The organism is Adlercreutzia sp. CNCM I-6215 (assembly GCF_977072315.1).
Genome location: NZ_CDRVMA010000006.1, coordinates 111,383 through 132,716, shown reverse-complemented (window position 1 = coordinate 132,716; position 21,334 = coordinate 111,383). Strand labels below are relative to the sequence as shown.

The window sequence follows — 21,334 nt, the reverse complement described above, 5'->3', positions numbered from 1 at the left end:
GAATGTGGGCATCGGAGAACAGGGGTCGGCGAGGGACCGCGCGACGGACAGTGCGGCGGCTGGTAAGGAGCGCCGGCCGGCCGTGCTGCGCAATTTCGACATTTCCTACATCGGGGTGTGCGCGCCGCAGATATGGATCTACTGCATCGCCCATCGCAGCGACGGGGCGCTCGGCGAGGTCGCGTTGGGCGTGCCTTTGTATTTGGCCCTTTCGGCGACGATGGCCGTCGTTATGATGCTGGTGCTGAGGGGGTGCGTGCCGAGTCTCCGGCGCCTCGCGTGGCCCTTGGCCGTTGTGCAGGGGCTTGCCAGCGTCGCTTTGGTGGTGCCGCTGCTCCCAGCATCACCCTCAGCTTCGATCTTTTATGCGGTCGCCGCCGCGCTCGCGGGCGCGGGCGTCGCGTGGCTCTATCTGCAATGGGCGCCGTTCTTCGCCAGCTTGGGAGCCAAAGATGTCATCGCCTGCGTGTTCATCGCCATGGCGGTAGGTTCCGCGTTGAAGGTGCCCCTCGATATGCTGCCGGCTCCCGCTGCGGCCATCGTGCTGGCGCTGCTTCCGGCCGTCTCGGTGGCCCTCGCGCGCCGCGCCGATGCCCGCCCCGTGCCCGCAGGGCGCGCGCCGCGCATGTTCCACGAGGTGAATCCCACGGCGATTCCCTGGAAGATTCTCTTCGGCGTGGCCGTCTACAGCTTTGCCATTGGGGCCGTGAAGGGTGTCCCCGTGCAATCCGACCCCGTGCCCTTCGTGGCGCTCACCGTTGTGCACCACGGCGTCGAGATCGTTCTTGCTGCAGCCATGCTGTGGTGGGTGCTCGTGCGCGGGCGGCTCATTAACTTCTCGGGGCTGTGGCGCGCCGTGCTGCTGTTCACGGCGGCGGCGCTGTTCTTTTTGCCCGTGGCCGGCCCCGCGGCTGTGCCTTGGTTGCTTCTCGGCGCCGGTATCGCCCAAACCCTCGTGGTCATGCTGCTGTGGGCCATGCTCGCCGATGTGGCCCACCATTCCACGGCCTCGCCCCTCGTGATCTTCGCCTCGGGATGGCTCGCCTACTCGCTACCCTTGGCCCTGGGCGAGACGGCGGGCGTGCTCCTTGGGCAGTTGGAGTCTCCCGCGATCGCCGTGACGGTGCTGGCCTATGTCGTCACGGTGACGGTGTGCTTGCCTTGAACGACAGCGCCTTCGCGCAGCGGCGCATCTTCGCCGATCTGGACGTCGCCGCTCCGGTGCCTGCGGTCTTCGAAAGTTTGGATGCGGGCTGCGAGCGCCTCGGTGCCGAGTGCGGCCTCACGGTGCGCGAGGTGGAGGTGCTCCAGATGCTCGTGAAGGGCCGTTCCAAATCTTATATCGCCGAGACGCTGTTCATTTCCGAGAACACCGTGCGATCCCATTCGAAGCACATCTACCAGAAGCTCGGCGTTCACTCCAAGCAAGAGGTGCTCGACTTGCTCGGTCTTGGCGACTGAGATGCCGCCCCGCATCGTCCCCCCCCCGGCCGCCACGGTGCGGCCTTTTTCTTCGGCAACGCTTTCAGGTTTTGCCCGTATTCTCAATGACCTGGGGAAACGTCCGTATCACCCCCTTCGTGTCATAGGGGTTCTCCGCGAAAACACACCGTTCGTGTACTAGTCCGCCCGCCGGGCCGGGCCCTAGGATGGCCTCATCGGCGGCGAGCAGACGGCTCAACCGCCCAAGAACATAGGGAGACCCGAGGAGGACACCATGAGCACTATGATTCAGAATCCCAACGAGATCGAGGCCTTCACGCGTCGTCAGCGCGCCCTCGCCCGTATCCATCGCAACATCGCGGAGAAGTTCCAGCTGAACCGCCGCCAGTTCATCAGCGGCAGCCTCGCCACCATGGCGCTCGCCGCGCTCGGTCTTTCCGGTTGCGCGCCGAAGACCCCGGCGGCCTCCACGGGCGATGCCGCGCCGGCCTTCACTCCCGGCACCTACGAGGCGACCGCTCAGGGCCGCAACGGCGAGATCAAAGTGTCGGTGACCTTCGAGGCCGACCGCATCGCCTCCATCGAGGCCGACCACATGGAGAGCCGCAACATCGGCGATGCCGCCGTGCGCCTCCTGACCGACAACTACCTGGACACCCAGAAGCTCTCCGTCGATACCGTGACCGGCGCCACCCTCACCTCCATGGCCTTCGCCACGGCCGTGGCCGAGTGCGCCGAGGCCGCTGGCGCCGACATGCGCGCCATCATGAAGGGCGACGCCTCCGTGAACGCTGCCGAGCCCATAAGCGATGAGGCAGACGTGGTCGTCATCGGCTCCGGCGGCGCGGCGCTGGCCGCCGCCGTGACGGCCGCCGAGGCGGGCAAGTCCGTCGTCATGCTTGAGAAGATGGACATCTACGGTGGCAACACCAACGCCGGCGAGGGCACGTTGAACGCGCCGGACCCGGAGCGCCAGGAGCCCATGGGCATCGAGGACTCGCCGGACTTCTACTACACCCAGACCTTCGAGGGCGGCGACTCGGCGGGCGACCCGGCCCTCGTGCGCATCCTCGCCGACAACGCGCTGGACGCCGTGCACTGGATGGAGGACCACGGGCTTGTCTACGAGAAGGAGGTCTTCACGGCCATCGGCGGCCTGTGGCAGCGCGGGCACGCGGTCGAGGTCGAGCGCAAGGGCGAGCAGGGCGGCAGCTACTACGTCTCCTGCCTGATGGACGCCGCCCAGGCCACGGGCAACTTCACCCTGTACACCGATGCGAAGATCGAAGAGCTCATCGTGGAAGGCGGCGCGGTCGTAGGCGTGCGCGGCACCCGTCCGTCCTCCGGCGAGGCCGTGGAAGTGCGCGGAAAGTCCGTGGTGCTCGCCACGGGCGGCTATTCCCGCAACGCGGAGCTCGCCATGCAGTACGACAAGCGCGTGACCGAATCGATGCCCTCTTCCAACGTGTGCTCCTCCACCGGCGACGGCCTGGCTTTGGCCGAGGCCGCCGGCGCGGGGCTGCGCAACATGGAACTCGTGCAGATTCACCCCTTGGGCGACCCGCAGAACGGCGGCGTGGCCACCTTCGTGGGCAACTGGCTGGGCGTCGAGGACTACGTGATGGTCAACGACGATGCCGTCCGCTTCGTCCGCGAGGACGAGCGCCGCGACACCATCGCCGACGCCATCCTGGAGCAGCCGAACGACGAGATGTGGCTTCTGGTGGATTCCACGAACATCAAGGACGACCGCTTGGAGGAGATCGCCGACTTGGTGGCGAAGGGCCACAGCTTCAAGGCCGACACCATCGAGGACTTGGCGACCCAGATCGGCGTGGATCCCTCGACGCTCGCCGAGACCATCGAGGGCTACAACGCCTGCGTGGCCGCCGGCAAGGACACGCAGATCGCGCCCGGCAAGGAGCTTTTGGGCGATGCGGTGTCCGATCCCTCCTTCTACGCCTCCAAGCGCATCCCGACCATCCACTACACCATGGGCGGCGTGTGCATCAGCCCCGAGGCGCAGGTGCTCACCGCTGCGGGCGAGGCCATTCCCGGCCTGTTCGCCGCCGGCGAGGTGACCGGCGGTGTGCAGGGGGCCAACCGCCTGGGCGGCAACTCCTACACCGATCTGATCGTATTCGGCCGCATCGCCGGCGCCTCGGCCGCCGCTGCCGCCTAAGATCCCTGCGCCCTCCTCTTTTGAGCCCCGCGACGTTCCCCTCCCTCCGTCGCGGGGCCCGCTGTCGTTCATCGGCGGTTTCTGTGGGTTTGGAAGGCGGCGCGATGATGAGGGCGCGCGGTGCGCTACACTTATGCGCTATGGTTAACCTTCCCTACATCATCTGCTCGGTGCTGAGCTTCATCCCGGCTCTCGTGCTTCACGAGGTTGCCCACGGCTATGCGGCCTACAAGCTGGGCGATCCCACGGCTAAGCGCTCCGGACGCCTTTCGCTGAACCCGCTCAAGCACATCGACCCCTTCGGCACGGTCATTCTGCCGCTTCTGCTCATGGTCATGGGTTGGCCGGTGTTCGGCTACGCGAAGCCGGTGCCCTACAATCCGCGCTACTTCAAGGATCCGCGCCGCGACGATGTCATCGTGGGCTTGGCCGGCCCGTCCGCCAACCTCGCCATGGCCGCGCTGGCCGCTGCGGTGGCGTGGGGCTGCTCGGGGCTCGTCGCCAACCCCGCCTTCGCCAACAACGAGCTGTTCGCCTACTTCTACGTGATGTTCCTGCCCACATTCGCGCTCATCAACCTGTACCTTATGTTCTTCAACCTGCTGCCCATCCCTCCTTTGGACGGCTCATCCATCTTCGCCATCCTGTTGCCGCCGAAGTACCTGCCGAAGTACTACCAGATCCAGCAGTACGCCTTCCCCGTGTTCATGATCGCCATCGTGGTGCTGCCCTACGTGTTCAACTTCAACCCGTTCTCGTGGTATCTGGGGGTCACGGCCGGCAATCTGTTCGATTTCATGTTCCCGCCGTTTTTCTCCTAAGAGACGGCGCCGCCCATGTCCTACAAAGTCCGCATCGACAGCTTCGAGGGCCCCTTCGACCTGCTGCTTTACCTCGTGAGCCGCCAGAAGGTGGATATCGGCGCCATCTCCATCACCGAGATCGCCGATCAGTACCTCGCCGAGGTGTCGCGCATGGAGACCCTCGATCTGGACGTGGCGAGCGACTTTTTGCTGGTGGCCTCTACGCTGCTCGAGATCAAGGCCCAAAGCCTCATCCCGCGCGAACGCGACGAGCTTGACGACGACTTGGCGGAGCTCGCGCCCTCCGAGGCCCGCGATATGCTGGTCGAGCGCCTCATGGAATACAAGAAGTTCAAGAACGCCGCCGCGGTGCTCCACAACCGCTTCATCGCCGAGGGTCGCATGCACACGCGCCCCTTCGGCCCTGATGCCGACTTCCTCGGCCTCATGCCCGACTTCCTGGAAGGGGTGTCGCTGGACGCGCTGGCCTATCAGGCGGCCGCGGCCCTTGCGCGCCGTGAGGTGTTCCTGCTGGAAAGCGAGCACATTGCCGCCAAGCCCATTCCCGTGGAGGTGCACGTGCGCGCCATTCATCAGCGCATTCGCACGGCCAAGCACCTGCGTTTCTCGCAGCTTGTGGGCCCGGGCACCCCCAAGGATGTGGCGGTAGTGACGTTTCTGGCCATCCTCGAGCTGTACAAGCGCGTCATGGTGAGGCTCGAGCAGGACGAGCTGTTCGGTGATATCGCGATCGACTACATCGAGGGTTCGGGCGATTTGCGTTTGGAAGGCGACGACGCCCTCACGTCGGTGGGGGAGGAGTAGAGGCACATGTTTCAAGGATTGCAGGAAGACCAGCTGGCGGGCGCCCTGGAGGCGATGCTCTTCGTGACCGATGAGCCCGTGGGTACCATCGCGCTTGCCGAGATGCTCGAGTGCGAGGTGGGCGCGGTGGAGGCGGCGCTCGTGCGGCTGCGGGATGATCTGGAGGCCCGCGGCTCCGGCATCCAGCTGCGCGAAGCGGCCGGCGGCTGGCGTTTGTTCACGCATCCGGCCTACCACGAGCTCATCGAGAAGTACGTGCTGTCCTGGGATACGCGCAAGCTTTCCGCGGCGGCCATGGAGACGCTGGCCATCGTGGCCTATACTCAGCCGGTGACCCGTGCCGGGGTGGCCTCGGTGCGCGGCGTGAACTCCGACAGCTCTATCAACTCGCTGGTGGAGAAGGGGCTCGTGCGCGAGGTGGGTACAGAAGACGCGCCGGGCAACCCGGTGCTCTACGGCACGACTCGGGGCTTTCTGGAGAAGTTCGGTCTGCGCAGCCCTGCCGACCTGCCCGATTTGGCCGATTTCGCGCCCGATGCGGAGACGCGTCGGCTCATCACGGAGCGGTTGTCGGCCACGCGCAAGGACGCGGTTGTCTCCGACGAGCAGGCCCGCACCATGGCCCGCGCGCTCATGGGGGAGGACTTCGGGGCCGACGACGGCGAGGCCATGCTATCTGACGAGGAGCTGGCCCAGGGCACGGATGCGGCGGCCGAGGTGCTCGCGGACGCCCTGGAGGGGGAGCGCGGGGAGGAAGCGGCAGCGATAGCAGCTGGTCGAGCGAAGATCGAGGACGACGAGGCTGCCGAGAACGCCGGGGGTGGCGAGGATGCCGGAGCTGCCCGCATCGCCGTGCCCGGCGCTGCCGCCGACGCGCTCGGCACCGCAGACGCCGACGCCATGTTCGCTCGCGCCATCGCATCCACGCTAGGCGTCGTCGACAAGATCGATTTCGACTCCCTCGTCTTCGAGACCGACGACGAGTAGGTCCCCCGCCATGGCCGAAATGAGGTTGCAGAAGTTTCTGGCCCGGGCCGGGGTGGCCTCGCGGCGCCATGCCGAGGAACTGATCGCGGCTGGTCGCGTGACCGTGAACGGCGCGCGGGTGACCGAGATGGGCGTGAAGGTTGATCCTGCTGCGGACATGGTGGCCGTGGATGGCGCGCCCGTCGCGCTGCCCGAGGAGAACGCCACGTTCCTGCTGCACAAGCCCGCCGGCTACGTGACCACCATGAGCGATCCCCAGGGGCGCCCCACCGTGGCTGCGCTCATGGCCGACGAGCTGCTCGCCCATCCGGGGCTTTTCCCCGTGGGGCGGCTGGACACCGACACTACGGGGCTTCTGCTGTTCACCGACGACGGACAGCTGGGCCATGGGCTTCTGCACCCGCGACGCCACGTGGAGAAGACGTATCTGGCCCTGGTGGAAGGGACGCTCGACAAAGATGACGTGCGTCGCTTGCGCCAAGGGGTTCTGCTGGATGACGGCCCCACGCTGCCGGCGGGCGTGCGCGTGCTCGAGGGCGCCGATGGCCGCCGGGCCGCACAGCTCATCGGCGAGGGGGCCGGTGCCAGCGGCTACCGCCAGCGCCACGGGGGCAAGCGCGGCCGCGACGCGCTGGCCGCCAGGGGATCTTACGTGGAAGTGCGCCTGCGCGAGGGCCGCAACCGCCAAGTGCGTCGCATGCTGGAAGCCGTGGGGCATCCGGTGATCGCGCTGCATCGCGAGGCCTTCGGTCCGCTCGTCCTGGGGGATCTGCCCCGGGGCGCCTCCCGTCCGCTCGCGGAAGAGGAAGTGGCGCGCCTCAAGGATCTCGCGTCCTAGCTCGGGCGCCGGCGAGGGCTTGGTTTGGCCCATGTTCCGGCGTCTGCGAGTATCTGAGCCGATCCGCGTCCCGGCGCGATCCGCGACGCGCACCGATGCCGGCCCCCTTGCCGGAACACAGTTCGCGGCCGGCTCCCTTATAGATCGCAAGAATGGCGGTATCGGCAAATCTGATCGAAATCACCAACATTTTGGGATGCCGCATCGGCGTCAGCGCTTATAATACGCGCCAGTGGAGGATACCGTTGCACCCGGGAAGGCTCGGGGCGACAGGATCGAAAGGAAGTAACCATGAGTGTTACCGTATCGACGTTTCTCAAAATGAAGGCCGAGGGCAAGAAGATCTCGATGATCACCGCCTACGACTACACCACGGCACGGCTCGTGGACGAGTCCGGCATTGATTCCATCCTCGTCGGCGACTCGCTCGGCAACGTCATGCTCGGTCTGGGCGACACTGTGTCGGTGACGATGGAGGACATGATCCACCACGGGGCCGCTGTGGCCCGCGGCACGAAGAACGCGCTCGTCGTCGTCGATATGCCCTTCATGTCGTATCAGTCCAGCGTCTACGACGCGGTGGTGAACGCCGGCCGCCTCATGAAAGAGGCGCGCGCCAACGCCGTGAAGCTGGAAGGCGGTGTGGAAGTGGCGGACCGCATCCGTGCCATCGTCGACTGCCAGATCCCCGTATGCGCCCATATCGGCCTTACGCCCCAGGGCATCAACGCGCTGGGCGGCTTCAAGGTGCAGGGCAAGACGGCCGATTCGGCCCGCAAGCTTCTCGAAGATGCCCATGCCGTGGAGGAGGCCGGCGCCTTCGCCGTGGTCCTCGAGGCCATTCCCGCAGAGCTCGCCGCCCGCGTGTCGGAGGAGCTGACCATCCCCACCATCGGCATCGGCGCCGGCGCGGGCTGCGACGGCCAGGTGCTCGTGAACCAGGACATGCTCGGCATGTTCCACGACTTCACGCCGAAGTTCGTGCGCCGCTTCGCCGAGGTGGGCGACGTCATGCTGGATGCCTACCGCGCCTACGACGCCGCTGTGAAGGACGGCTCGTTCCCCGCCGCCGAACACACCTACGCCGCCCCCGCGGGCGTGCTGGAAAACCTCTAGGAGGCCGGCCATGGAGATCATTCGCACCGTTGCGGACATGAAGGCCCGCGCGGCCGCCTGGAAGGCCGAGGGGCTCTCCATCGGGCTCGTGCCCACCATGGGGTCGCTGCACGAGGGCCACGAGAGCCTCATGGACGCCGCCCGCGCGGCGAGCGACCGCGTCGTCGTCTCGGTATTCGTCAACCCCATCCAGTTCGGACCGGGCGAGGACTACGAGGCCTACCCGCGCGATCTCGAGCGCGATGCGCGCATCTGCGAGCGCCACGGCGTCGACGTCGTCTTCCACCCGGAAGTGGACGACATGTACGCCCCGGCCCACAACACCTTCGTGGTCATGGAAACGCTCACCGACTCGCTGTGCGGCGCCTCGCGCCCGGGGCACTTCCGCGGCGTGTGCACGGTGGTCACGAAGCTCTTCAACATCGTGCAGCCGCATCGCGCCTTCTTCGGGCAGAAGGACGCCCAGCAGCTCGCCATCATCAAGCGCATGGTGGCCGACTTGAACATGAACGTGACCGTCGTCGGCTGTCCCATCGTGCGCGAGGCTGACGGTCTGGCCAAAAGCTCGCGTAACGCCTACCTGAGCGCGGAGGAGCGCCAGGCGGCTCTCGTGCTGTCGCGGGCCATCTTCGCCGGGAAGGCGGCCGTGGAGGCGGGGGAGCGCGACGCCGCGGCGCTCAAGGCGCTCATGGGCGGCATCATCGAGGCCGAGCCGCTCGCGCGCATCGATTACGTGGAAGTCGTCGACGGTGTGACCATGCAGCCGACCGATGCCATCGGCGCCATGGCGCTCGTGGCCATGGCCGTCTACATTGGGAGCACGCGCCTCATCGACAACTTCCTGTACGAGGAAGGGGAGTAGCCCATGCTGCTGAACGTCCTGAAGGGGAAGATCCACCGCGCCCGGGTGGTGCAGGCCGAGCTCGACTATGTCGGCTCCATCACCGTGGACGCCGAGCTTGCCCGCGCGGCGGGCATCTTGGAGTACGAGAAGGTGCAGGTCGTCGACATCGACAACGGCAACCGCTTCGAGACCTACGTCATCGCCGGCGAGCCGGGAAGCGGCATGATCTGCGTGAACGGCGCGGCGGCCCACTGCGTGGAGCCGGGGCACAAGGTCATCATCATGTGCTACGCACAGATGACTCCCGAGGAGTTTGCCGATCCCGACAACGCCCCGCGCGTGGTGTTCGTGGATGACGACAACCGCATCGCCCGCGTCACCCGCTACGAGAAGCACGGACGTTTGGAAGATATGCAGTAGCGACTCCTCGGGGGGCGGGACCACGGGGCACCTTGATTCGCTCAGACAGTCCTCGATGGTATCGAAGGCCCAAGGTCGCCTTTTCCCTGCGTCGTTGCGCCTTCGATACCATCTGCGGAACTCGCTCGGTTGGAACGCCGCGCGTCTCCTCCCTGCATTGCCACCGTTGAATATAGCAAGGAGGCTCCTATGAAGCCTATTGAAAATGTCGCCATTGTCGGGTTCGGGTCGCTGGGGGCCATGTATGCCGGCTGCTTCGGGGCCGCCATGGGGCCCGAGCGCGTTTTCGTGGTCGCCGATACGGCCCGCACCGAGCGCTACCGCGCCGAGGCCGCCACGTTCAACGGCGAGCCCATCCGCATCACCTATCTGACCTACGATGAGGCTGCCGAGCGCGCCGCGGAGGAACCCTTTGATGTCGTCTTGTACGCCGTGAAGTACGGCGCGCTGCCCGAGGCCATCGAGCAGTCGGCGCCGCTCATCGGCCCCGATACCGCCATCATCTCGGTGCTCAACGGCGTCACGAGCGAGGAAGTGCTCGCCGAGCGCTTTGGGTGGGATCGCGTCCTTTTGTGCGTCGCCCAGCAGATGGACTCCCGCAAGGTGGGCGCCACGGTGACCGCCGGCTGCGTGGGCGTGATGGCCCTGGGCGTCCACGATGCCGAGGACGCGGCCCAGCGGGCGAACCTCGAGCGCGTCGCGGAATGGCTCACCGCCATCGACCAGCCCTTCATCACGCCGGATGACATCCGGCACCAGCTGTGGGGCAAGCTCATCTGCAACGTGGGGGTGAACCAGGCCTGTGCCGTCTACGACTGCTGCTTCAGCGGCATCCATGTACCCGGTGAGGCGCGCGAGGCCATGATCGCCGCCATGCGCGAGGTGGCGGCGGTGGGCCGGGCGGAAGGCGTGGATCTCACCGAAGAGGACGTGGCCTACTGGCTCGACATCATCGACCACTTGAACCCGGAGGGTCTGCCGAGCCTGCGCCAGGACGTGCTGGCGCGCCGTCCCACGGAGGTGGAGCTCTTCTCGGGCACCATCAACCGCCTGGGCGCGGCCCACGGCATCCCCACGCCGCAAAACGAGCGCTTCTACGCCGCCATCAAGGAACTCGAAAGCTCCTTCTCGTAGGGGCGAACCTCGATTCGCCCTCGTCAAGCACGTTAATCTCGCCTGAGAGGAGCGACCAAGGTCGCCCCCTACGGTTGGGTTGCGGGCCCTTTCAAGTTCACCGTCGAGTTACGTTCTCGTGACCGCTTGTTTTCAGTGATAAACTGACGCAGGAATAACAAGCATGCACAAGGACGGCTTTTGGAGCGCAGAAAGTACATCGCCATCGTATCGGCCGCGGCGGTCGTCATCGTCGTCGCGGTCTGCGTCTACCTGGCCCAACTCTCCGCGACGGTCGCCGGCAACCTCATGACCTCCGTGGACGAGATATCCCGCCACGACGTGGAGACCATCGAGGGCACGCTGAACAATTGCTACGCGCGCCTGGGCTCGGTGGCCGACCGCCTCGAGGTCTACGACGTGCAGACGGTGCACGAGGCCCAGGAGCAGCTGAACCTGGAGGCGGCCTCGTCGGCCATGTTCAACGCGGTCTATCTCATGGAAGCCGACGGCACGCTCTACAGCAGCTCGTACGTGCGCCTCGGTGCCGACGAGCACGCCTACGACGAGCTTATGGAAGACGGGTGCGAGCACTTCGCCATGCTCTACGACGACGAGAACGGCCGGCTGGAAACCACCAAGGAGTCCCTCATTTTCGGCATCCGTCTGTCCGATACGGAAATCGGCGGGCGAACCTTCGTGGCCATGCTCGCCCGCAGCGACTTGTCCACCATCTCCAGCCAGCTGGTCGTCGAGAGCTTCGACGGCCAGGGCGTCTCCTCGGTCGTGAACGCGCGGGGCTATTACATCGTGAGCGCCAGCCCTGCCACCGACCTCGCCGGGCGCGACAACTTCTACGACACGCTCGAAGCCGGGCGCATCGACGACGGCGTCACGGTGGAGGACATCCGCCGCAACATCGCCGCGGGCGAGAGCTTCGTCATCAATTGCACGACGAGCGCCGGCGAGGATCTCGTCATGTCCTTCGCGCCGGTCGCAGGTACCGAGTGGTCGTTCATCATGACGGTTCCGACGGAGGTGTTCAGCCAGCGCTTCGCCCCCTTTATCGCCATGACGGTGGGCATGCTCGGGGCCATGGTGGCGGTCATCTCCATCATGCTGGCGGTCATCTACCGGTTCATGAGGCAGTCGATCCAGGCTCGGGCCGAGGCCGTCGCGCGCACAGAGTTCCTTTCGAACATGAGCCATGAGATCCGCACGCCCTTAAACGGCATCATCGGCCTGAACCATCTGATGGAGCGGCACGTGGACGACGCCACCGCCATGCGCGACTACGTGAATCGGCTCGGCAAGGCCGCCCAGTACCTGCTATCGCTCGTGAACGACATCCTGGACATGTCGAAGCTGCAGGCCGGCAAGGTTGATTTGACGAGCGAGCCTTTCGACGTGAACGCGCTGGTCGACAATGTCTGCGAGATGCAGCGCGGGCCCATGGCCGACCGCGGGATCCGCTTCGAGCTGTCGCGCACGGTCGAGCACCCGTGGCTTCGAGGCGACGAGGTGCGCCTGTCGCAGGTTCTCATGAACATCCTGTCGAATGCGGTGAAGTTCACGCCCGAGGGCGGCCGCATCACCATGAAGGTGCACGAGGCGGTGTACGCGTCGGGGAATGAGGCCGTGCTCACGGTGTCGATCGCCGATACCGGCTGCGGCATGACCAAGGAGTTCGCCGAGCACGTCTTCGACGCCTTCACGCAAGAGCGCAACCGCAACAGCGATTCCCAGAAGGGCACGGGGCTGGGCATGTCCATCAGCTACCTGCTCATGACGCAGATGGGCGGCTCCATCACGGTGGAAAGCGAGCCGGGGTGCGGCTCCTGCTTCACCGTCATCGTGACGCTTCCTACTGTCGCGAATGGTGATGGGCTGACGCCTGCCCAGGCGCCCTCGCTGATTTCGTCGAGTGCAGAAGGCGCGGAAGGCGTGGGAGGTGTAGAACGCGCGGAAAAGGTGGAGGCCGAAACCGTCGAAACCGTCGAAACCGTCGAAACCCCCGGGCCCCCCGGAGCCGTTCGGGCCGTCTCCTCGCCGTCTGGTGCCGAAGCCGCTCGGGCGCCCGTCGAGATCCTCGTGGCCGAGGACAACGAGCTGAACGCCGACATCATCTCGTCCATCCTCACCGAGGAGGGCTTCTCCATCACCGTGGCCGAAAACGGCGAGGAGGCCGTGCGCCTGTTCTCCGAATCGCCGGTGGGGCATTTCGCGGCCATCCTCATGGACGCCCAGATGCCGGTCATGGACGGCTACGAGGCCTCTCGCGCGATCCGAGATCTGAAGCGAGCCGATGCCAAGACGGTGCGCATCTTCGCTTGCACGGCCTCCACGTTCGCCGAAGATCGCAATCGCGCTCTGGCATCGGGCATGGACGACTTCCTCAGCAAGCCTTTGAACGTGACGGTCATGCTGCAAAAGCTTGAGGCCGTTCGGAAGGGCGGTGCCTCATGAGTAGCGAGAGCCGCAGAACGCATCGCAGGATGATCGAGCCGGCATTGTCGCCGACGCAAAGCGTCGCACCGCCGATCCCTCGTCGCGGCATGACCCGCCGCGCCTTCTGCGCGGGAGCGGCCTTCCTCGCGGCCGCGGGGGCGCTGCCCCTTGCCGGCTGCAGCGGCCTGCCCTTCACGGGTGCCGCGCCCGTTCGTCTGGTGATCAAGGTGCCCCGCACGGGCCACGATGTCGTCTTCGACGACTCCATCAGCCAGGTGGAGATGGTCATCCAGGGCATGGCCGACGAGTTCCAGCGCACCTACGCGCGCCCCGTCGACGTCGAGGTCATCGTCTTCGAGCAGAACCAGTACGACGAGGCCGTCGAGGGGTCGTTCGATACGGACAAGTCACCGGACGTGCTTTACGGCGACTACTTCAACATCTCTACCTACATTCGCACCGGGCGCGTCGTGCCGTTGGACGATGTCGCTACTCCGGCTATCCGCGACGACCTCTTCGACGATTTGTGGAACATGGGCGTGGTGGAGGGCCGCGCGTATATGATGCCCTATCTGGCGCGCCAGAACGTGCTCGCCTACAACAAGGAGATGCTCCGCAACGCGGGGCTTGGGGAGTTCATCGCCGAAGGGGAAATCACCGCCTGGTCGCTGAGCGAGTGGACGCGCATCTTGGACGCGCTTTCCGCCTCGCTTCCCGAAGGAAGCTTCCCGATGATGATGTACGCGGGCAGTTCCCAAGGCGACACCCATATCGTGACGCTTCTGCGCTCGGCCGGATCCGACATCTACGACGAGGCTGGCCACTTCAATCTCTCGGCATCCGAGGGTGTGTCGGCGCTCCGGTGGATTCAGGACGGTGTGGGACGCGGCTGGTTCCCGCTCCATGCGGAGAATCTCGAGATCGAAGACTGCTCCAGTTTGTTCCGACAGGGGCAGTTGGCCATCTACATGGTGAACAACGCCTCCATCACCCGCTACGGCGATGCGGTGGGGCTCGTGAACTTCCCGGGGCCCGATGCGGACGGCAGCGCCACTGCCTTCGCCTCGGGCTTCCAGATCTTCGACAACGGCGATGCTGAGAAGCTGCAGGTGGCGAGGGATTTCCTCTTCTTTGTGTACGGCGATGGGCACTGGCTCGATTACGCGGCGGGCGCGATACCGGCGAGCAAGCGCGTGTCCGACCGCTACGGGGCCGACATCCCCTTCTACGATCTGTTCCGCGCCAATGCCGGCAACGTATGGGATTTCACGGGCAACAACCCCGACACCCAGAGCGTGCGCGACATCTTCTATACGGGCATTCACGACCTCCTCATGGGCAAGACGACTCCCGAGGAGTGCGCCGCCTTTTTGGACGAGCGCTGCAACGCCGCCATCGACGAAGGCTGGGCCAAAAGCCAGCTGCATGAGTAGGGAAGCTCGCTTCTCGGGCAGGGCATTGCCCTAAAGAGCGCCAAGTTCGATGGTAGTGAACCCCAGCTCTTCGATGAACTCGTCCGGAGTGCTTGCGGGAATGCCTAAGGAGAGGAATGGCTCGGTGTTTCGCGTGATGACGAGGTCGATGTTCTCTGTGCGGGCGCAGGCGGCGATGATACCGTCACCGTAGCTCGAAAGCCTCAGCTGAAGGGCGCTACGGCACACGATGCTGTCGACGGGAAGTATCTCGGCGAGATCCATGAGGCGTTCCAGCATCTCGTAGGCGATGGTGCAGCCATCTGCCGCGCTCGCTATGGTGAATGCATCTCTCAAGGTGGTAGCCGCAGCGGTCATGATGATCCCATCGTCGATGCAGCCGTAAAGCGCGGCAAGGGAGGCGTCGTGCCCATCGCGCCCTAGCGCTACGTCGAGCCAGACATCAGTGTCAACGAGCACCCTCACGAGGTCACCTCGCTCTCTGCTTGAAGTGCGGCCGAAGGCAGGTCGTCGCGACGGACGTCGCTTCGCGGGACAGAGGCGCCCGCCAAGTTGTCCAAGCCTCGCAAAGCGGAATGCTTGTGCATGCGCTCGTCTTGGGCGCCTTCCCGCAGATCTCGCAATATGAAATCCGGAACGGCTCGGGTGCGTGCCATTTCGGCCCAAAGCGCTCGGATTGCCTGAGAAGGGGAGCCGCCCGCCTTGCTGAGCACGTCGTCTCCGCGCTTCTTGAGCGTTGTGCTGATTCTCACGTTGATGGTCGATTGGTCTGTCACGGGATCTTCCTCGGATTGGGGCAGCCGCCTCAGGAGCGCGTTGCGAGCAGAAGGCGGTTGTCTGGAACGCATCGAATGATAGCGCAGCAGGCAACCCCCTGGGGCTTCAAGGTGAGGTTTCCTTTGAAATAATGTTGAAAATGGCATATTGCTTTACCGTAAAGCACCATGTTAGAATTGACATAGAGTCGGCTCCCCCTAACGGGTGCATCGCTGGGATGCATCCGTTAGGGGGAAGGCGGAAGGCCGCTCCACTGCGAGAAGGGAACACCCTATGGAAACAGTGGAGCTGATTACCAAGCTGGCAACCATGATAACGGCCATTGTAGGGCTGATCAGGGAATTGCTCAGAAAGAGGAAAGAGCCGCCCTCAGCCGAGTAGCTAAAGGCGACCCTCCAACCACGAAATACTAGTCAATTCGTGGAGCGGTCGCCGTAGCAGCGGCAACCGCCTTCTCCTGCATTGTAGCACGGTGCGGGAGATTTGCGCCGAACATTTTCCGAACGATCCCAGGAGGGTTAATGACGAACAAGGCTGGTAGAACGGTTCGCAAGCAAAACCCCGAGCCCGTTATTCCGAAAGAACCGCCATTGGACGTGCGGTGCCTGTGTCCGAAATGCTCCAATCTCTTTAGCCCCGAAGAGATTGGAGGCGCGTATCTTAATCGGCTCTGCCCGTCCTGCGGAACTGCTCTGTCCGAAACAGCCTACGACGAACGGGCGCGCGCCATCTGCGAATCGCTCGATGAGATCGAAGCGAGGCTCCTTCTGGAGAAGAAGGAGGCGGAAAAATGGAAGGAACGGCGCAATGGCAAGCTGTTTGTCTGGGTTGCTCCTCTGAAGCGCTACGCGGATCGGAAGCTGCGGGCGATTGAAGAGACGCTGGGCGATATCCGCGCTGACAAGTTAGATTCTTGGCGTGACCTTGGTGCCCTTGCTCTGTCGCGCTACTATACGGGGGAATGGTACCTGCGCACCGGCTTTCCGCTCGAGCGCACAGTGATCGATCCTTTCAAACTCGTTCCCGAGTACTCGGCAGCAGGAGCATGGCGTCTTCCCGCAGGGTATGGCGATGTGGCGGGCATGACGGCCGAGTTCGAGGTGTTCCAGAAGGTGCTCGAGAAGGTGCGCGACGTTTCCTCGCCGCTTTACCAGGCTCAGCTTCTGCCCAACTTGTACTTCCCGCGCGAACCGTCGAACCGAGGGGAACGGGCTCTTTGGGATCAGGTGGATCTTATCGTGGCAACGCGTCAGGCGGCGTTCGTGCTGGAAGTGAAAAGCCGCAAGGGGGTGAGCGTGACGGCTTTCAAGCCTTTTGAGGCTGTGGGCATCAACGGCACCAAAGAAACCGCCGCTCTAACTCAGAATTCTCGTCATGCCGTGGCTTTTGCGGACATCTGCCCAAAGTATCCTTTCGAGAGCGTGTATGAGCAGTTGGTATTCACCCGGCTTGACTCGTTCGAGACCGATGAGGCGGGTTTCGTCGACAACGTCAACGTGAGCGTCGCGGAATGCGGGAACTACAGCATGACGCATGCATCTGGGTGTGATGTTCGCTCGTTTGTCGATGCGATAGAGACCGAGTGCGAAAAGCTGCCGCCGATCATGGATCAGCAGCAGCTCGATCGTCTCGGAGAAGCCCTTGTGACTACTTACGGCGACCTCAACCAGAAGCGAGGCCGCCTGCACGTCCAGCGCATCAAGAATATGCGGTAAACCACGTGCTACTTGTTCTGATTGTTGCGCCCTAATTCCTCTCCGTGATTATTGCGGTGATCGATCTGACCGTAAAGACCAGAAAGCGAAATAGCCGCTCCCGATAAGTACGGAAAACGGCTACTTCGCCAAGCTACAAACTTGAAAACGAGGTAGCCGCCGTTCGCCCCGGCAAGCCACCCAGCCCCGTCAGTATATAACCCCAAACGGAATCCTGTCAAACATTGCGGAGGCGGAGAGACGTGCGGAAAATGCGGCGCTGGCGGGTGTTCGGGTGCGGGGGCGGCGGCTTCGTATACAATGGGAGGCGACTGGTACCTGATCGATTGAGGAAACAGACACTCCCATGACTGAATCTGCTGAACTGAACGGCGCCAACGCCCCCTTCTCGGCCGTGGCCGTCATAGGTCTCGGGCTCATCGGGGCGTCGCTGGCCGGGGCGCTTGCGGCCAAGATGCCCGGCGCGCGCGTCTTCGGGGTGGATACCGATGCCGCCACCTGCGCCGCCGCCACCGACCGCGGCTGGTGCGACGCGGCCTCAGGCCCCGACGACCCCGCCTTCCGCGCTTTCATCGAAAACGATTGCGAGCTCGTGGTCATCGCCACGCCGGTGGCCGCTGTGGACGACTACCTCGCCCGCCTGCACGACTGGGGCTATACCGGCGTCGTCACCGACACCATCTCCACCAAAGGGCACATCCTCGCCGCGGCCGCCGAGCTTCTGCCGGCGCCTGCACGCTATGTGCCGGGCCACCCCATGGCCGGCTCCGAGCAGAGCGGCATCGCCGGCGCCCGCGCCGATCTCTTCGAGGGCGCGAACTGGATCCTCTGCCCTGACGAGTCCACCGTTCCCGAGGACTTCCAGCACCTGCACGAGCTGGTGACCGGCCTCGACGCCCGCGTGGTGTCGCTGCGCCGCGAGGAGCACGACGCCGCCGTGGCCGTGGTGAGCCACGTGCCGCACATGGTGGCCTCCTCCCTCATGCAGCTGGCGAGCGCGCACGCCGACGACACCGGCTCCATCATGCGGCTGGCCGCCGGCGGCTTCAAGGACACCACGCGCATCGCCGCGGGCAGCCCGAAGCTGTGGTGCGGCATCGCCTTCGACAACGCCTGCGCCCTGAAAAGCGGCCTGGACGAGATGGCCTCCATCCTGGGCTCGTTCGCCGCCGCGCTGGAAACCGGCGACCGCGAGACGTTCACGCGCCTGCTCGCCGAGGCCGCCGACGCCCGCCGCGCGCTGCCGGCCGCCTGGGTGCCCTCCACCGAGAAGCTGCTCGAGGTGCGCATCCCCATGGTGAACCGCACAGGCGTGGTCGCGGAGGTCTGCACCATTGCCAGCTCGGTGGGTTGCAATATACAATCTATTGACATCGACCACATCAGCGAGGGCAACGCCGTGCTCTCCCTCATCCTCACCGATGAAGGCGATATCGGCCAGCTTTCGATGCAGCTGATCAACGCCGGTTTCTCCGTATCGTTCAGTCCGCTCATGCCGAAGGAGTACGCTCATGTCGAATAGCGAATTCGCAGAACCCTACACGATCATCGAGCCTTTCGGGGGGCCCTTCAAAGGCGACGTCACGGTGCCGGGCGACAAGTCCATCTCGCATCGCGCCGTGCTGTTCGCGGCCATGGCCGAGGGCACCTCGCATCTTTCCGGCGTACTCGATTCCGAGGACGTGCGCGCCTCCATCCGCGCCGTGGAGGCCTTGGGCGCCGAGGTCGATTTGAAGGCCCAGCCCGACGGATCGCTTTCCGGCACCGTCACCGGCTGGGGCGCCGAGGGCCCCAGCCAGCCTGCCGCCCCCATCGACTGCGGCAACTCGGGCACCACGGCGCGCCTGCTCATGGGCATTGTGGCCCCCTGGGACGTCGAGGTGACCATCACCGGCGACGAGTCGCTGCAGAAGCGCCCCATGCGCCGCATCGTGGCGCCCCTGGCGAAGATGGGCGTCGATTTCAAGCCCGAGACGCCGGAGACGCTGCCCATCACCGTGTGCGGCAACCGCGCCCTGCGCGCCATCGACTACGCGAGCCCCATGGCCTCGGCCCAGCTGAAGACCGCCGTGCTCCTGGCCGGCGTCTTCGCCGACGGCACCACCACCGTGAACGAGCCGGCGCCCTCGCGCAACCACACCGAGCTCATGCTGCCGGAGTTCAACGTGCCCACCACGGCCGGCACCCGCGTGGCCACGGTGACCGGCCCCGCCGAGATGCTCGCCTCCGACGTCGTCGTGCCGGGCGACCCCTCCTCGGCCGCCTTCGTGGCCGCGGCGGCCCTGCTGAAGCCGGGCAGCTCCATTACCATCCAGAACGTGTCGCTGAACCCGGCGCGCATCGGGTTCGTCCGCACCTTGGAGCGCATGGGCGCCGACATCCGCGAGTCCTACGGCGGGCATGAGGGCAAGGAGCCCCGCGGCACCATCACGGTGAACTACACGCCCGTGCTGCGCGGCTGCGAGATCCCCTCCCAGCATATCGCCTCGGTCATCGACGAGATCCCCGTGCTCGCCCTGGTGGCGGCCCACGCCCGGGGCATCACGGTGTTCCACGAGGTGGGGGAGCTGCGCGTGAAGGAATCCGACCGCCTGCAGGCCATCATCGACGGTTTGGCCCTGCTCGGCGTCGACGCCTGGGAAGAGGGCGACGACCTGTTCGTCGAGGGCAACCCGCAGCTGCAGGTGCCCGAGGGCCTCGTCTTCGAATCCCACGGCGACCACCGCTTGGCCATGACCTGGGCGCTCGTGGGCGCTTGCGGGCGCATCCCCGTGTCGGTGACCCGCTTCACCTGCGTGGCCGTGAGCTACCCCGACTTCCTCGCCGACTTGAAGGGACTGGTGAAATAGTGATCGTCGCCATCGACGGGCCCTCCGGGGCCGGAAAGTCCACCGTGGCCAAGGCCGTGGCCAAAGAGCTCGGCTTCTCCTGCCTGGACACGGGGGCCATGTACCGCGCCATCGCCTGGCGCGCCCTGCAAGACGGCGTCGCGCTCGACGACGAACCGGCTTTGGGAGCTATCGCCCGCACCTACGACATCGCCTTCGGGCATGTGGAAGGCGACCCGGTGCCGCGCCGCGTGTTCATCGGCGACGATGAGGTGACCGACGCCATCCGCACCGCCGAGATCGACCGCGCGGTGAGCCCGGTGTCCGCCGCGCCCGCTGTGCGCGAGGCGCTGCTCGACCAGCAGCGCCGCATCGGCAACGCCGGCGACTACGTGGTGGAGGGCCGCGACATCGGCACGGTGGTGTTCCCCGATGCGGCCGTGAAGGTGTTCCTCACCGCGTCCGACGAGGAGCGCGCCCATCGCCGCGTGCGCCAGAACGTTGACCGCGGCATCGGATCGATCGACTACGACGAGGTACTGGCCGACCTGCGCCGCCGCGATGAGGCCGACTCCTCCCGCGCCACGGCGCCCTTGCGCCCCGCCGACGACGCCGTGCACATCGACTCCACTAGTCACTACATCGAAGAGGTAATCGACCAGATCTGTTCGCTAGCCCGAGAGGCGCGCTGATGTTTCTAAAATACTCCGAGATGTGGGACATGGATTTGGGCGGCGAGCCCAGCGAAAACGAGATCCCGCACTGGTTCGGCAACGCGGCCTACGTGGTGGTGGGCGGCCTGTGCAAGCTGCTGTTCCGCTACCGGGTGGACAACCGCGACAAGCTGCGCGCCTTCCAAGGCGCGGAAGGGGCGCTCGTCATCTGCAACCACACGTCGTTCTTCGACGTCGTCTTCATGTACCTGGCCGCGCGCCCGAAGCAATGGGTGCGCCTCATGGGCCGCGACAGCCTCTTCGACAACGCCCACGGCCTGCTCGGCCAGGCGCTCTCGCGGGTGGGCGCCTTCCCCGTGAAGCGCGATACCGCCGACATGACCTCCATCAAGCGCGCCGTGCGCATGCTGAAGCGCCAGGAGCTCGTGGGTATCCTGCCCGAGGGCACGCGCCGCGGCAAGACCGACCGGGTGCCCTCCATCCACGCCGGCGTGTCGGTGATCGCCCGCATGGCGAAGGTGCCCATCCTGCCCATGACCGTGCGCGGCGTGGAGCGCATCAAGCAGAAGGGCCAGCGTGTCCATTTCCCGAAGGTGACCGTCGACTACGGCGATCCCATTCTCGTCGGCGATTTCGACTTCCTGCCGAAGGACGAGCGCGTGGAAGCCTGCACCTGGTACGCCATGCGCGAGTGCTTCGCGCTGTACTACCGCTGCGCTCCCGAGGACGTGGACATGGCGGCGTTGTTCCCCGAGACACGCGACTACGCCCCGGTGTTCGCTGAGCATCCCATCCCGCGCCACACGAGCGAGGAGCTGGCCCGCGCCGCCCGCACCGCTCGCGCCGAGAAAGCCGCCAAGGCCGCCGCGAAAGCGAAGGAGAGCTAGC

Annotated in this window: 20 protein-coding genes; 18 read left to right on the top strand and 2 right to left on the bottom strand. The window is 65.4% G+C overall.

Features of this window, described 5'->3' with window-relative positions:
* Nucleotides 1-4: 4 nt before the first annotated feature.
* The 13 genes from ACW4LP_RS06400 to ACW4LP_RS06340 all read left to right on the top strand — a co-directional run bounded on the left by ACW4LP_RS06400 (nt 5) and on the right by ACW4LP_RS06340 (nt 14,452).
* Nucleotides 5-1,165, top strand: coding sequence for a helix-turn-helix transcriptional regulator (locus tag ACW4LP_RS06400; RefSeq protein ID WP_455803610.1), 1,161 nt, complete (start codon nt 5-7; stop codon nt 1,163-1,165).
* On the top strand, nt 1,153-1,461 hold the full coding sequence (locus tag ACW4LP_RS06395) for a helix-turn-helix domain-containing protein (RefSeq protein WP_455803609.1): 309 nt from the start codon (nt 1,153-1,155) through the stop codon (nt 1,459-1,461). Before ACW4LP_RS06400 ends, ACW4LP_RS06395 begins: the two co-directional genes overlap by 13 nt.
* A 256-nt stretch (nt 1,462-1,717) precedes the next feature.
* A complete protein-coding gene (locus tag ACW4LP_RS06390; RefSeq protein WP_302403612.1) occupies nt 1,718-3,625 on the top strand; it encodes a flavocytochrome c in 1,908 nt (635 codons plus the stop codon).
* A gap of 140 nt (nt 3,626-3,765) precedes the next feature.
* On the top strand, nt 3,766-4,446 hold the full coding sequence (locus ACW4LP_RS06385) for a site-2 protease family protein (protein ID WP_117283428.1): 681 nt from the start codon (nt 3,766-3,768) through the stop codon (nt 4,444-4,446).
* A gap of 15 nt (nt 4,447-4,461) precedes the next feature.
* The gene (locus tag ACW4LP_RS06380) at nt 4,462-5,253 is read left to right on the top strand and encodes a segregation and condensation protein A (protein ID WP_022739663.1); all 792 of its coding nucleotides are present in this window, start codon (nt 4,462-4,464) and stop codon (nt 5,251-5,253) included.
* A 6-nt stretch (nt 5,254-5,259) separates the two neighbouring features.
* The gene (gene scpB / locus ACW4LP_RS06375; protein WP_455803608.1) at nt 5,260-6,240 is read left to right on the top strand and encodes an SMC-Scp complex subunit ScpB; all 981 of its coding nucleotides are present in this window, start codon (nt 5,260-5,262) and stop codon (nt 6,238-6,240) included.
* Between the two features lie 10 nt (nt 6,241-6,250).
* Nucleotides 6,251-7,078 (top strand): pseudouridine synthase, encoded by an 828-nt coding sequence (locus ACW4LP_RS06370; protein WP_455803607.1) that lies wholly within the window; start codon nt 6,251-6,253, stop codon nt 7,076-7,078.
* A 291-nt stretch (nt 7,079-7,369) separates the two neighbouring features.
* Entirely contained in the window at nt 7,370-8,194 is an 825-nt protein-coding gene (gene panB, locus ACW4LP_RS06365) for a 3-methyl-2-oxobutanoate hydroxymethyltransferase (protein WP_455803606.1), read from the top strand.
* A gap of 10 nt (nt 8,195-8,204) precedes the next feature.
* Nucleotides 8,205-9,056, top strand: a complete 852-nt coding sequence (panC, locus tag ACW4LP_RS06360; protein ID WP_114549692.1) for a pantoate--beta-alanine ligase — start codon at nt 8,205-8,207, stop codon at nt 9,054-9,056.
* Nucleotides 9,057-9,059: 3 nt separating this feature from the next.
* Nucleotides 9,060-9,458, top strand: coding sequence for an aspartate 1-decarboxylase (gene panD / locus ACW4LP_RS06355; RefSeq protein WP_157012819.1), 399 nt, complete (start codon nt 9,060-9,062; stop codon nt 9,456-9,458).
* Nucleotides 9,459-9,647: 189 nt separating this feature from the next.
* Entirely contained in the window at nt 9,648-10,592 is a 945-nt protein-coding gene (locus ACW4LP_RS06350; RefSeq protein WP_455803605.1) for a ketopantoate reductase family protein, read from the top strand.
* 180 nt (nt 10,593-10,772) lie between these two features.
* A complete protein-coding gene (locus ACW4LP_RS06345) occupies nt 10,773-13,037 on the top strand; it encodes a hybrid sensor histidine kinase/response regulator (protein ID WP_455803604.1) in 2,265 nt (754 codons plus the stop codon).
* Complete coding sequence (locus ACW4LP_RS06340; RefSeq protein ID WP_455803603.1) at nt 13,034-14,452, top strand: ABC transporter substrate-binding protein; 1,419 nt, start codon at nt 13,034-13,036, stop codon at nt 14,450-14,452. Before ACW4LP_RS06345 ends, ACW4LP_RS06340 begins: the two co-directional genes overlap by 4 nt.
* A 30-nt stretch (nt 14,453-14,482) precedes the next feature.
* Here ACW4LP_RS06340 and ACW4LP_RS06335 read toward each other — a convergent pair whose 3' ends face one another.
* Entirely contained in the window at nt 14,483-14,917 is a 435-nt protein-coding gene (locus ACW4LP_RS06335) for a PIN domain-containing protein (RefSeq protein ID WP_418686784.1), read from the bottom strand.
* Nucleotides 14,914-15,300, bottom strand: a complete 387-nt coding sequence (locus tag ACW4LP_RS06330; RefSeq protein WP_455803615.1) for a type II toxin-antitoxin system RelB/DinJ family antitoxin — start codon at nt 15,298-15,300, stop codon at nt 14,914-14,916. The genes ACW4LP_RS06335 and ACW4LP_RS06330 overlap by 4 nt, the downstream gene beginning before the upstream one ends.
* Before the next feature lie 450 nt (nt 15,301-15,750).
* Here ACW4LP_RS06330 and ACW4LP_RS06325 point away from each other — a divergent pair, with 450 nt between their 5' ends.
* The 5 genes from ACW4LP_RS06325 to ACW4LP_RS06305 all read left to right on the top strand — a co-directional run bounded on the left by ACW4LP_RS06325 (nt 15,751) and on the right by ACW4LP_RS06305 (nt 21,333).
* On the top strand, nt 15,751-16,944 hold the full coding sequence (locus ACW4LP_RS06325) for a nuclease-related domain-containing protein (protein WP_455803602.1): 1,194 nt from the start codon (nt 15,751-15,753) through the stop codon (nt 16,942-16,944).
* A 346-nt stretch (nt 16,945-17,290) separates the two neighbouring features.
* Nucleotides 17,291-18,466, top strand: coding sequence for a prephenate dehydrogenase/arogenate dehydrogenase family protein (locus tag ACW4LP_RS06320; RefSeq protein ID WP_455803601.1), 1,176 nt, complete (start codon nt 17,291-17,293; stop codon nt 18,464-18,466).
* Nucleotides 18,456-19,793, top strand: coding sequence for a 3-phosphoshikimate 1-carboxyvinyltransferase (aroA, locus tag ACW4LP_RS06315; protein WP_455803600.1), 1,338 nt, complete (start codon nt 18,456-18,458; stop codon nt 19,791-19,793). Before ACW4LP_RS06320 ends, aroA begins: the two co-directional genes overlap by 11 nt.
* Nucleotides 19,793-20,464: a (d)CMP kinase gene (gene cmk / locus ACW4LP_RS06310; RefSeq protein ID WP_022739674.1), complete on the top strand. Its 672-nt coding sequence runs from the start codon at nt 19,793-19,795 to the stop codon at nt 20,462-20,464. The genes aroA and cmk overlap by 1 nt, the downstream gene beginning before the upstream one ends.
* On the top strand, nt 20,464-21,333 hold the full coding sequence (locus ACW4LP_RS06305) for a lysophospholipid acyltransferase family protein (protein WP_302222996.1): 870 nt from the start codon (nt 20,464-20,466) through the stop codon (nt 21,331-21,333). The genes cmk and ACW4LP_RS06305 overlap by 1 nt, the downstream gene beginning before the upstream one ends.
* Nucleotide 21,334: the final 1 nt, after the last annotated feature.